Source organism: uncultured Caulobacter sp. (assembly GCF_947036865.1).
Taxonomy (GTDB): Bacteria; Pseudomonadota; Alphaproteobacteria; order Caulobacterales; family Caulobacteraceae; genus Caulobacter.
In genome coordinates, this window is record NZ_CAMQSF010000070.1 from 1 (window position 1) to 11,696 (window position 11,696).

Annotated in this window: 11 protein-coding genes and 1 pseudogene; 1 reads left to right on the forward strand and 11 read right to left on the reverse strand. The window is 67.3% G+C overall.

The features are described from left to right. Positions 1-245: hypothetical protein (locus Q0V34_RS19805; RefSeq protein ID WP_297515809.1), on the reverse strand; the 245-nt coding region annotated here is incomplete at its 3' end. Between the two features lie 151 nt (positions 246-396). Next, a complete protein-coding gene (gene flhA, locus Q0V34_RS19810) occupies positions 397-2,505 on the reverse strand; it encodes a flagellar biosynthesis protein FlhA (protein WP_297515812.1) in 2,109 nt (702 codons plus the stop codon). A gap of 64 nt (positions 2,506-2,569) precedes the next feature. Here flhA and Q0V34_RS19815 point away from each other — a divergent pair. Beyond that, positions 2,570-2,724: pseudogene (locus tag Q0V34_RS19815) on the forward strand (hypothetical protein); the annotation flags it as partial. 6 nt (positions 2,725-2,730) lie between these two features. Here Q0V34_RS19815 and flbD read toward each other — a convergent pair. From flbD to Q0V34_RS19860, 9 genes are all read right to left on the reverse strand, one after another. Next, positions 2,731-4,098, reverse strand: coding sequence for a sigma-54-dependent transcriptional regulator FlbD (gene flbD, locus Q0V34_RS19820; RefSeq protein ID WP_297515814.1), 1,368 nt, complete (start codon positions 4,096-4,098; stop codon positions 2,731-2,733). Positions 4,099-4,131: 33 nt separating this feature from the next. Continuing rightward, complete coding sequence (gene fliN / locus Q0V34_RS19825; RefSeq protein ID WP_297515817.1) at positions 4,132-4,464, reverse strand: flagellar motor switch protein FliN; 333 nt, start codon at positions 4,462-4,464, stop codon at positions 4,132-4,134. Positions 4,465-4,479: 15 nt separating this feature from the next. Continuing rightward, positions 4,480-5,115: a flagellar assembly protein FliH gene (locus Q0V34_RS19830; protein ID WP_297515820.1), complete on the reverse strand. Its 636-nt coding sequence runs from the start codon at positions 5,113-5,115 to the stop codon at positions 4,480-4,482. Positions 5,116-5,125: 10 nt separating this feature from the next. After that, the gene (gene fliG, locus Q0V34_RS19835) at positions 5,126-6,148 is read right to left on the reverse strand and encodes a flagellar motor switch protein FliG (RefSeq protein ID WP_297515823.1); all 1,023 of its coding nucleotides are present in this window, start codon (positions 6,146-6,148) and stop codon (positions 5,126-5,128) included. Then, a complete protein-coding gene (gene fliF, locus Q0V34_RS19840) occupies positions 6,148-7,815 on the reverse strand; it encodes a flagellar basal-body MS-ring/collar protein FliF (RefSeq protein ID WP_297515827.1) in 1,668 nt (555 codons plus the stop codon). Before fliF ends, fliG begins: the two co-directional genes overlap by 1 nt. Before the next feature lie 263 nt (positions 7,816-8,078). Then, entirely contained in the window at positions 8,079-8,360 is a 282-nt protein-coding gene (locus Q0V34_RS19845; protein WP_004621438.1) for a DUF1153 domain-containing protein, read from the reverse strand. 168 nt (positions 8,361-8,528) lie between these two features. After that, positions 8,529-10,313: a flagellar hook protein FlgE gene (flgE, locus tag Q0V34_RS19850; RefSeq protein WP_297515832.1), complete on the reverse strand. Its 1,785-nt coding sequence runs from the start codon at positions 10,311-10,313 to the stop codon at positions 8,529-8,531. Positions 10,314-10,438: 125 nt separating this feature from the next. Continuing rightward, positions 10,439-11,164: a flagellar hook assembly protein FlgD gene (locus Q0V34_RS19855; RefSeq protein WP_297515837.1), complete on the reverse strand. Its 726-nt coding sequence runs from the start codon at positions 11,162-11,164 to the stop codon at positions 10,439-10,441. A 14-nt stretch (positions 11,165-11,178) separates the two neighbouring features. Beyond that, positions 11,179-11,696, reverse strand: a 518-nt coding sequence (locus Q0V34_RS19860; RefSeq protein WP_297515840.1) for a flagellar hook-length control protein FliK, incomplete at its 5' end; no start/stop codon positions are given.

The following is an 11,696-nucleotide window of genomic DNA, read 5'->3' on the forward strand; positions in this document are numbered from 1 at the left end:
TCGGCGATGCACATGGCGGCCTTGTCGAAACCCTTGCCCGCGGCGCTGTTGTCGACGACCTTGCAGTCCGACAGCTTGCCGTCGGCGGCGGTGCATTCCAGCATCACCTGAGCCGGATCGCGGGTGTTCGCGTACTGCTGCAGGCAGCGGCCCATCTGGTCTTCGAAGCCGCCGGCGGCCGACGCGGCCTGAGCGACGAAGAAGCTGCCGGCGAGACCCGCGGCGATCGCGATCGAGAATTTCATAACCTAGCCATCCCTTCTGGAGGTCCAAACTTGATGGGATGGTTATCGCAGGCAGAGTCTAACGAAGGCCCAAGGTTCGCGGTTAATCATTTCCGAAAATGGTGAATACCGGCGACACCGTGAACTGTCATGTTCCGGGTCCGGACGAGCCCTACACCATCCCCACCGTCTTCAGCCGCGCCCGCGGGTGGATCTCGTTCTGGCTCATCACCACGGTCTGGCCGCGGAAGCGTTCGATGATCGAGCGGACATAGGGGCGCACGCCGGGGCTGGTCAGCAGCACCGGGGCCTCGCCGGCCAGGGCCGCGCGCTCGAAGCTGTCGCGGACGCCGCGGATGAAGTCCTGCAGGCGCGAGGGCGGCAAGGCCAGCTGCTTGTCGTCGCCCGGCCCGATCAGGGCCTCGGCGAAGGCCTGCTCCCAGTCGGCCGACAGGGTGATGATCGGCAAGGCGCCGTCGTCGCCGCGATTGGCCCAGCACAGCTGGCGCGACAACCGCGCGCGCACCTGCTCGACCAGCTGGGTCACCGAAGCCGTGTGCGGCGCGGCCTCGCCGATGCCTTCCAGGATCTGCGGCAGGTCGCGGATCGAGACGCGCTCGCGCAGCAGCGACTGCAGCACGCGCTGCACCGTGGTGGCGGTGACCGTGCCGGGGATCAGGTCGTCGACCAGCTTCTTCTGCGTCTCGGGCAGCTCCTTCAGAAGCTTCTGCACCTCGGCGTAGGACAGAAGGTCGGCCATGTTCTCCTTGAGGATCTCGGTCAGGTGCGTGGTCAGCACCGTGGCCGGATCGACGACCGTATAGCCGCGGAAGGTCGCCTCCTCGCGCAGGTCGTCGGCGATCCAGGTGGCCGGCAGGCCGAAGGCCGGTTCACGGACGTGCTCGCCGGGCAGCTCGACCTGGCCGCCGCGCGGATCCATGCACATCAGCATGCCCAGCCGAACCTCGCCGGCGCCGGCCTCCATCTCCTTGATGCGGATGGCGTAGCCCTGGTTGGCCAGGCGCATGTTGTCGAGGATGCGCACCGGCGGCATGACGAAGCCGAACTCGCTGGCCAGGGTCTTGCGCAGCGCGCGGATCTGGTCGGTCAGCTTGCGGCCGTCCAGGTCGTTGATCAGGGTCAGCAGGCCGTAGCCCAGCTCGATCTTGACGTCGTCGATGGCCAGCGAGGCGCTGATCGGCTCCTCCTCGGCCTCGGCCGGGGCGGCGGCCTCGGCCAGGGCGGCGGGGTCGACGGGCTTGGGCTTCTTGGCGTCCTGCGCGCGCTTGTAGGCCAGGGCGCCCGCGCCCAGGGCCACGGCGGCGAACGGGATGATCGGCATGCCGGGGATCAGGGCGATGACGCCCGACGAGGCCGAGACCATGCCCAGCCCCACCGGGTTCATGGCCAGCTGGGTGACCAGCGCCTTGTCGGCCGAGCCCTCGACCCCGGCCTTGGACACGACCATGCCGGCGGCGATCGAGATGATCAGGGCCGGGATCTGGCTGACCAGGCCGTCGCCGATGGTCATGATGGTGTAGGTCGAGGCCGCCTCGCCGATCGGCAGCTTGTGCTGCACCACGCCGATGATGATGCCGCCGACGATGTTGATGCCGGTGATGATCAGGCCGGCGATCGCGTCGCCCTTCACGAACTTGCTGGCGCCGTCCATGGCGCCGAAGAACGTGCTCTCCTGCTCCAGCTCCTTGCGGCGGATCTTGGCGCCTTCCTGGTCGATCAGGCCGGTCGACAGGTCGGCGTCGATCGCCATCTGCTTGCCGGGCATCGAGTCCAGGGTGAAGCGGGCGGCGACTTCGGCGATGCGCCCCGAACCCTTGGTCACGACCATGAAGTTCACGACCACGTAGATCACGAAGACGATCACCCCGATCACGAAGTTGCCGTTCATGATCAGGTGGCCGAAGGCGTCGATCACCGCGCCCGCCCCGCTGGTGCCCTCCTGGCCGTGGCCAAGGATCAGGCGGGTCGAGGCGATGTTCAGGCCCAGCCGGTACAGCGTCGCGACCAGCAGCACGGTCGGAAACGAGGTGAATTCCAGCGGCTTCTTGATCAGGATCGCCGTCATCAGGATCAGCACCGATCCCGTCAGCGACACGGCCAGCAGCACGTCCAGCAGGAACGCCGGGACGGGCAGGATCAACAGGACGATGATGCCGACGACGGCCAGGGCCAGGCCCATCTCGCCGCGCAGGATCCCGTCGACCAGCGAGCGGGCGCTGGGCAGGGAACTGGCGGTGCTGGTCGCGGCGGCGTCGGCCATTCGAAACCTTGAACCCTGGATGGAAAGCTAGACCTTCGCTTGAAGCGATTTGCGGCCCGCCGCCATCTCGTTAACCAAATTTAGCGCGACGCGGCGCCGGACCGATGGTCGCGGCGTTCGCGCCGTCCTCGCCCTTCGACAGGCTCAGGGTGAGGACGAAAAGAACGCTGGGCGACTAGAAAACCTCACCCTGAGCTTGTCGAAGGGCGAGGTTTTCCGCCCCCGTCACGCCGCCGCCCCGATCCCGCCCTGGGGCGGGGGCACGGGGACGCCGGCGTCGGCGTATTCCTTCAGCTTGTTGCGCAGCGTGCGGATCGAGATGCCCAGGATGTTGGCCGCGTGGGTGCGGTTGCCCAGGCAGTGCTCCAGGGTGTCGATGATCAGCTTCTGCTCGACCTCGGCGACGGTGGAGCCGACGAAGGTGCGCGAGACGGCGTCAGCGGCCAGCTGGGCGCCGCGGGCCACCTGGGCGTCCGGCGCCGGGGCCATCGGCTGGCCGTCCGGCAGGCGGATGGCGAACTCCTCGATCTCCGCGCCGGTCGACAGCAGCACCGCCCGGTGCATGGCGTTTTCCAGCTCGCGCACGTTGCCCGGCCAGCGGTGGGCGATCAGGCGGCGCTTGGCCTCGGCCGAGATCGGCTTTTCCGCGATGCCGTTGGCGGCCGAGTACTTCTTCACGAAGAACTCGCACAGGCTGATCACGTCGCCCGGACGCTCGCGCAGCGGCGGCAGGCGCAGGTTCACGACATTCAGGCGATAGAGCAGGTCCTCGCGGAAGGTCCCGTCCTTGACGGCCTGGGCCAGGTCGCGGTTGGAAGTGGCGAGGATGCGGATGTCGACCTTGACCGGCTTGGAGCCCCCGACGCGGTCGATCTCGCGCTCCTGGATGGCGCGCAGCAGCTTGGCCTGCAGGCGCGCGTCCATTTCGCTGATTTCGTCCAGCAGCAGGGTGCCGCCATTGGCTTCCTCGAACTTGCCGATGCGGCGGGCCATGGCGCCGGTGAAGGCGCCCTTCTCGTGGCCGAACAGCTCGCTTTCCAGCAGGTTCTCGGGGATGGCGGCGCAGTTGACCGAGATGAACGGCGCCTTGGCCCGCCGGGACTTGCCGTGGACGTAGCGGGCCATCACCTCCTTGCCCGAGCCGCTTTCGCCGGTGATCAGGATCGAGGCGTCGGACGGCGCGACCTGGTCGGCCAGCTTGATCACCTGCTCCATGGCCGGATCGCGCACGATCATCGGCTTTTCGTCGTCGGTCACCGCCGCCAGCACGGCGGCGATCAGCTCGGCGTCCGGCGGCAGGGGGATGAACTCCTTGGCGCCGGCCTTGATGGCCGCGGCCGCGCGCATCGGATCGGCGTCGACGCCGCAGGCCACCACCGGCGCCCGGATCCGCTCGGCCTCGTTGGCGGCGATGAAGCCGGCGATGTCGAGCGTGTACTCGACCATCACCAGATCCGCGCCCTGCCCCGCGCGCAGCGCGTTGGTCGCCTGCTCCGTCGTTTCGACGTGCGAGACCTTCGCCCCGGCGTTCATCGCCATCTTCACGGCGACCGAGAGCTGCCCGTTCAGTTTTCCGACGACCAGAAGCCGCATCTCTTACTCTCCCTCTCGAACGACCACCGGGCGTCAGCCCTGGTCGCCGTCCTTGATGATTTCCGTCATGGTCACGCCCAGGCGCTCGTCGACGACGACGACCTCGCCCCGGGCGACCAGGCGGTTGTTGACATAGATGTCGATCGCCTCGCCGACCTTGCGGTCGAGCTCCAGGATCGAGCCCTGGCCCAGCTGCAGCAGCTGCGCGACCGACATGTGCGCGCGCCCCAGCACGGCCGAGATATTGACCGGCACGTCGAAGACCGGCGCCAGGTCGGAGGCGGTCTTGTCGGCGAGCTCGACGGGCGCTTCGGAGGCCAGCATGGCGCCTCCGAATTCGTCGAGCGGGAGATTGTCTTCGGCCATCTTGGTCAGCCTTGCTTAGGAGAACAGGGGTTCGGCGTGGAGGCCTTCGGCGGCGATCGCCGCCTCCAGCGCCTCGGCGACGCGCTGGGCGGCGCCGTCGGGATCGAAGGCCGCGCGGCCCTCGCCCCAGTCGAAGGTGAAGGCCGCGGGGGCCATGGCGCCGTCGGCGCGGGCGACGATCTGGCCCTGGTGGCCGATCCGCTCGGCGACCTGCTCGAGGGCCTGTTGCGTGCGCTCCTCCAGCTCCGGCGAGACGCGGACGAAGATGCGCGGCTGGGCCTCGACCTCGCGCGCGAGGGCCTCCAGGGCCGCCGTCACCGGCGCCTCGGGGAAGTGGGTCAGAGCCGCGTCGGCGATCTTGCGCGCGCAGGCCAGGGCCAGCATCGCCGAGCCCTCGCGGTGTTGGTGCGCCACGTGGGTCAGGGTCTCGAAGGCCTGCTGGATGGCGTGGGCGACCTCGCCCAGCGCGTGGGCGGCCTCCTGCTCGGCGCGGGCCACGGCCGAGCGCTCGCCCTCCTGATAGGCCTGGGCGCGAGCGGCTTCCAGCTCCTCGATCGTGAAGGACTTCTTGACCTTCGGCGGGGCGTAGGCGACGCCGCCGCGATCGTCGAAGACCGTGTCGAAGGCGAATTTGCGAGGGGTGTCCATCATTGCATCCGCCTCAGTAGATCAGCTCGTCGTCGCCGCCGCTGCCGGCCAGCATGATCTCGCCCTTGGCGGCCAGATCCTTGGCGACCTGCACCATGCCCACCTGGGCGGCGTCGACGTCCTTCAGGCGCACGGGCCCCATGCTCTCCATGTCCTCGCGCATGATCTTGGCGGCCCGCTCGGACATGTTGGAGAAGAACATGTCGCGCAGCTTGTCCGAGGCGCCCTTCAGCGCCAGGCCCAGCTGTTCCTTCGGCGTGCTGCGCAGCAGGGTCTGGATGCCGCCCGGATCCAGCTTGGACAGGTCCTCGAACACGAACATCAGGGCGCGGATGCGCTCGGCCGCCTCGCGATTGCGCTCTTCCAGCGCGGCGATGAAGCGGGCCTCGGTCTGGCGATCGAAATTGTTGAAGATCTCGGCCATCATCTCGTGGCTGTCGCGCTTGGACGTGCGCGCCAGGTTCGACATGAATTCGGTGCGCAGGGTCATCTCGATCTTGTCGAGGATCTCGCGCTGCACCGGCTCCATCCGCAGCATGCGGGTGACGCATTCCAGCGCGAAGTCTTCCGGCAGGCAGGCCAGCACCCGCGCGGCGTGGTCGCTCTTGACCTTCGACAGCACCACCGCGACGGTCTGCGGATATTCGTTCTTCAGATAGTTGGCGAGCACCGCCTCGTTCACGTTGCCCAGCTTGTCCCACATGGTGCGACCCGCCGGACCGCGGATCTCCTCCATCAGGGCGTCGACCTTCTCGGGCGGCATGAACGAGGAGAGCAGGCGCTGGGTCTGCTCGTAGGAGCCCATGATCGCGCCCGTCGAGCTCATGCCCGAGACGAACTCGACCAGCAGCTCTTCGACGACCGAGGCCGAGACCGTGCCGAGGCCGGCCATCGCCTGCGAGACTTCCTTGATCTCCTCGTCGTCCAGCGCTTCCCAGATCCGGGTGTGATCTTCGCCCAGGGCGAGCAGAACGATCGCGGCCTTCTCGGGCCCCGAGAGGTTCTTGATGTCGCTGACGGCCGCCTTCATCGCCATCAGTTCGACTCGTGCAGCCAGTTACGGAGGATCGCGACCGATTCCTCCGGATGCTTATCGACGAACTCCGAGACGCGCTTGATCGACGAGGCCTTCACCTGGCCCTCGATCTTGGCGATGTCGATCCGCGAGTCGATGTCGCTGTTGACCGGGCCGGCGATGGCGATCGGCTCGCCGCTCTCGTCCACGACCACCTGCTGCTGAGTGCCGTCCGACAGGGTGACCAGGCGCGTGATGGTCTGACCGCCGCCGCTGGGGCCGGGCAGCGCCATCGTCGTCGGCGCCGGTTCGGACAGGTTCTTGATGAACGGCCGCACCGCGAACAGCAGGATCAGCAGCGCCACCACGCCCAGCACGCCCAGTTCGGCGAAGCGCATGATGTCGTTCTTGTCGAAGCCGGCCAGCAGCCCCTGCTTCTCCAGGCCCTGCTCCTCGGGCGTCGGGAACTTGATGTTGGTGACCTTGACCTGGTCGCCGCGCGCGGCGTCGAAGCCGACGGCGGTCTTCACCAGATCCTCGATCTGCTGGATCTCCTGCGCGGTGCGCGGCGTGTAGGCGCCCGGCTTGCCGTCCTTGCCGGCCGGAGCGGTGACGCCGTCGATGGCCACGGCCACGGCCACCTTCTTGATCGTGCCCGGCTCCTGGACGGTGGTCTTCACCGACTTGGAGATCTCGTAATTGGTCACGCTCTCGTTGGCGTTGGACTTCGAGCCCAGCTGCTGGAAGCCGTTGCTGCCGCCCTGGCCCGGCACGTTCGAGGCGGCGGTGACGCCGGCGGTGTCGTCGTTCTTGGTCTCGCTGTTGCCCGACTCGTTGGTGCTTTCCGAGCGGACCACCTGGCCGTCCGGATCGAACTTCTCTTCTTGAGTCGTCACGCGGTTCAGGTCGAGGTCGGCGGTGACGTTGACCCGCGCCTTGCCCGGACCCAGCACGCCCTCGATCATGTCCTTGACGGTCTTGGCGATCCGCTGCTCGACCTCGGTCTTGCGGTCCTGGGCTTCCTTGCCGGCCAGGCTGTCGTCGCTGGGCGCCGACAGGGTCTTGCCGTGCTGGTCGATGACCGTGACCTTCTCGGCCTTCAGGTTCGGGACCGACGACGAGACCAGGTTCTGGATGGCGCGGACCATGTCCGACGAGGGCTCGCGCGAGCCGACGCCGATGGTGACGGCGGCCGAGGGCTGCTCGGCGTCCTCGGCGAACAGCTGGCGCTTGGGCAGCACCAGGTGGACGCGGACGCTGTTGACGCCCTGCATGGCCTTGATCGTCCGCTCCAGCTCGCCCTGCAGGGCGCGCTGGCGGTTCAGCTGTTGGACGAAGTCGGTCTGACCCAGCGCGTTGCTGCCGTCGAAGATCTCGTAGCCGATCGAGCCGGAGCTCACGAGCCCCTTGCCGGCCACCATCAGGCGGGCGCTGGCGACCTTGTCGCGCGGCACCATGATCGTCGAGCCGTCGCCCTTGGTCTCGTACTTGATGCCGGCCTGATCCAGCGCCTGGGTGACGCTGGAAGCCTCTTTCAGATCCAGGTTCGAATAGAGCAGCTCATTGGGCTCCTTGCCCATGAACATGACCAGGGCCACCAGGACCGCGACCACGCCGGCGCCCACGCCCAGCATCGCCGCCAGTCGCCCGACGCCAAACTGCCTGATCGACCCCAGAAAGCTGTCCAAGCCTCACCCCTGATCCCAGCGCCCGCGACGCGGACGACCGGCGAGCGAACGAGACGCGCCCGGCGGTAGGCAGGATTTACCCAGTACAAGGTAAACGAGGCGTTTATATTCGAGCCGCGAGCGGCGCCGTGGCGGCGCCAAAACGTCGCGGCCGCCCCCTTTCGGAGACGGCCGTCGAACGTCTTCGAACCCTAGTCGGGCAAGGCCCGCCGGGCTGTCAGGGCGGCGGAGGGCGGTCACATCCACGCACCCTCGCCTCGGCCTTAGCGGTACTGCTGGATCCGCGTGGTCCGCAGGCCGGCCATGCCGTGCCGTTCGATCGATTGCTGCCAGGCGAGGAACTCCTCGTTGGTCAGCTTGTAGCGATCGCAAGCCTCGTCGAGCGAGAGCAGACCCCCGCGGACGGCGGCCACGACCTCGGCCTTGCGACGGATCACCCAACGCTGGGTTTCCGGCGGCGGCAAGTCGGAGAGAGTCAGAGGCGCCCCGGTCGGACCGATGACGTACTTTTCACCCCGGCTGTTCGTGCGCTGCTGTTGCAACATGGCTTTACGCCTTTCCCACAACCATCACTGTTGAAGGCCACTATAGGCGCCGCCTAATAACAGCGGCTTAATTCCAATAGTAAAGAAAGGCCTAAACAAGATGGCTCCTTAGCAGTCCTTAGTGTCTCAACATGAAACACAAGAATTAAGAGGTGTTAAAACCTATGATCAGCGCTTAATATTCAAGAGTTCTTCTAGCATCTGATCGGCGGTGGTGATGATCTTCGAAGACGCCGAATAGGCGCGCTGAGTGGTGATCAGGCCCGTGAACTCCGTGGACAGATCGACGGTCGAAGCTTCCAGGGTCGAGGGCGCCAGCGCGCCGGCCCCGCCCTGTCCCGGAGCCTTCAGGCTGTAGGTGCCGCTTTCGTTGGTCACCCGATAGGCGTTGCCATTGACGCCCTTCAGGCCGTTGGGGTTCGAGAAGGTGGCCACGGCGACCTGGGCGATCCGGCGAGTGACGCCGTTGTCGAAGATGGCCGAGACATAGCCCTGCTCGTCGACGGAGATGTTGGTCAGGTTACCGAAGGCGGTGCCGTTGGTGTTGACCGACTGGACGACCGACTGGCTGTTGTACTGGGTCAGGCCGCCGGCGGCGCTGGCCAGGTCGATCTGGACGGTCTGGGTGTCGATGCCCAGGCCGTCGGCCCAGGTCGGGGGTTGCGGCGTCGGCGGCGTGGTGGTGGGCGCGATGTAGCCGGAGTTCATCACCGTGATCGAGGTCGGGCTGGTCGAGCCGAACAGGTTGCCCGTGCTTTGCAGCTTGCCGTCGGTGGTGAAGGTGACGATGCCGCTGCTGATCAGGCCGTTGGCGTTATTGGCCAGGTCGCCCGGCTTGGCGCGCAGTTCGGCGTACCACTGGTTCGGACCCGGCCCCTTCAGCATCGACAGGGTGACCGTGCGCTGGCCGCCCTTGGAGTCGGACAGCGGCATCTGGATTTCGAAGTCCGGCTTGACGCCCTTGGTGTTGTCCAGGGCGTAGTCCGACATCGACCACTTGGCCGGATCGTACAGCTTGCCCTTGTCGACGTCGTCGGAGTCCTTGGCCGGCGCCGCCGCGGACGTCTTGATCCCCAGGTCGACCAGGTTGACCGTGTCGCCGGCCGCGTTGATCTTGGTCGTGGTCAGGTTACCGGCGGGCGTGGCCGCGCCCTTGTAATCGACGGTCGAGCTGACCAGCGCGCCCGTCGTCGGGTTATAGCCGACAACGCCGGTGGCGACCACGACGCCGTTTTCCTTGATGTCGACCTTGTACTCGTTGTTGCCAGAGGCGGCCGGGTTGGCGACCCCGGTCGAGCTGTAGATGACGTCGAAGTTGTGGTTCACCGACGGCGTGGCGCTGTCCGGGACATTGGTCTTCGACGTCCCGCCGGCCGTGCCGACCTTGTACGACACCGCCGCGGCGACGGGCTGCTCCGAGCGCAGGTTGGCGTTGACCCCGACGCGCGTCGTCTTCTCGGCCGTGCCGCCGACGGTGCCGACGTTGATCGAGGACAGTTGCATCAGGTCCGACGGATCGGGCGTGATCGTGCCCGTGACCGGATCGGCCAGCCAGCCCTGCAGATAGAGGCCGGCGTCGTTGCGCAGATAGCCCAGGTTATCGAGCTGGAACGAGCCGGCGCGGGTGAACGAGCGGGTGTCCGTGGCGGTCAGGTTCTCGGGCTTTTCGGTGGTGACGAAGAAGCCCGAGCCCGAGATCGACAGGTCGAGGTTCGAGGTCGTCGACTGGGTCAGGCCCTGCTGGCTGACGAACTGGTGCGTCTGGGCCTTCACGCCGCCGGCGCTGTAGGTCTGGCTGCGGTTGCCGGACGTCACCAGGGTCGAGAAGTTGGCGGTCGAGCGCTTGTAGCCGACGGTGTTGACGTTGGCGATGTTGTCCGAGATCGCCGCGAGCGACGATGAGTTGGCGATCAGGCCGGAGACGCCGGCGAGCAGGGCGCTGTTGATGCTCATAACTGAAATCCTGCGTTGAAGGGGCTCGAGGGTTCAGCGCGGTTTGCGTTTGGATCCCGGGGAAGACCGTCTTCCGGGGACCGCGTCGGCGTCGTTCTGACGCCCGGTCGATGGGGTTTGGGCGGCTAGGCGGTTCCCGAGCCGGTCTTGTCGTTGGAGGCGGAGGCGGAGGCGGCCGTGACGCCGATGACGCTGTCGACCGGGATCGACTGACCGTCGACGATCACCATCGTCTGGCCCGTGGAGTTGTCGACGCCGGTGACCAGGCCCGTCGCGCGGCCCTTGACGTTGGTCGCCTTGAGATCCTTGCCGTCCGCGCCCTTGGCCGTGACCGCGATCGTGTAGACGCCGCCGTCCGGCAGCTTGGCGCCGGTGTCGTCCTTGCCGTCCCAGGTGATCGTGTGGGCGCCGCTCTTCTGGTCGTCCGGCACGAGGGTGCGAACCACCTTGCCGGCGGCGTTCTTGATCTCGACCTTCAGCGAGGTCGAGGCGCCGGGCTGGCTCCACGAGAAGGTCGCCTTGCCGTCCTTCAGCGTCGAGTTGTCGGTCGTGGCCGTGACCGTCTTGCCGATCATGTTGACGCCTTCGGACAGGCCCGTGCCGGTGTTCATGCCGACCAGGGCGGCCAGCAGGTCGTTGGTGACCAGCTGTTGCTCGACGCCGGTCATCGACGTGATCTGCTGGGTCATCTGGGTCGTGTCGGTGGGCGAGAGCGGGTCCTGGTTCTTCAGCTGCGTGGTCAGCAGCTTCAGGAAGGTCTGCTCGTTGTTCGCCAGCGAGGTGCGGGAGTTGCTGATCTTGTCCAGAACCGACTTGGTGTTCTGCGACGAGACGGGGGCGGTGGTGGTCATGACGCGACCTTTCCTTAGATCCGGATGTCCAAGCCGCTGTCGGCGGCCGTCCTCAGGCCGGGCAGCAGGTCGGGCGTGATGACGATGTCTTCCTCGCCGGTCAGGGCGGCGTGGAACGCGCGGCCGGTAAAGGCGCGCTGTCCCTGGTCGCCGAAGCCCTCGAAGGCGTGGAAGGGGTTCGAGCCTTGGCCGTTGTTCTGGCTGGACACGTCGAACGACAGGCCGTTGTCGGCGACGTTGAAGCCCGCGTCGGCGAGGGCCTGACGCAGTTCGCCCGCCTTGCCGCGCAGCTCCTGGGCGGCGTGGACGGTGTCGAACTTCATGGCGGCGGTCATGACGCCGTCGCGGCCGATCTCGATGCGCACGTCGACCTTGCCCAGGCCCTCGGGCGTCAGGGCGACGTCGAAGCGGGTGGTCTTGCCGTCGGCCTTCTTGACGATCTCGGCCGACAGCGCCGCAACGGTCTCGGGCGAGCCGCGCACCGGCTCGGGCGCGGCGGCGGGCGTCGCCGCGCGCGCCGCCAAGGGCGCCT

Coding starts and splice junctions, on each gene's coding strand:
- flbD (WP_297515814.1), bottom strand. CDS start 4,098: ATGCGGCTTCTGGTCGTCGGAAAACTGAACGGGCAGCTCTCGGTCGCC.
- flgE (WP_297515832.1), bottom strand. CDS start 10,313: ATGAGCATCAACAGCGCCCTGCTCGCCGGCGTCTCCGGCCTGATCGCC.
- fliG (WP_297515823.1), bottom strand. CDS start 6,148: ATGGCGATGAAGGCGGCCGTCAGCGACATCAAGAACCTCTCGGGGCCC.
- Q0V34_RS19845 (WP_004621438.1), bottom strand. CDS start 8,360: ATGTTGCAACAGCAGCGCACGAACAGCCGGGGTGAAAAGTACGTCATC.
- flhA (WP_297515812.1), bottom strand. CDS start 2,505: ATGGCCGACGCCGCCGCGACCAGCACCGCCAGTTCCCTGCCCAGCGCC.
- fliN (WP_297515817.1), bottom strand. CDS start 4,464: ATGGCCGAAGACAATCTCCCGCTCGACGAATTCGGAGGCGCCATGCTG.
- Q0V34_RS19830 (WP_297515820.1), bottom strand. CDS start 5,115: ATGATGGACACCCCTCGCAAATTCGCCTTCGACACGGTCTTCGACGAT.
- Q0V34_RS19855 (WP_297515837.1), bottom strand. CDS start 11,164: ATGACCACCACCGCCCCCGTCTCGTCGCAGAACACCAAGTCGGTTCTG.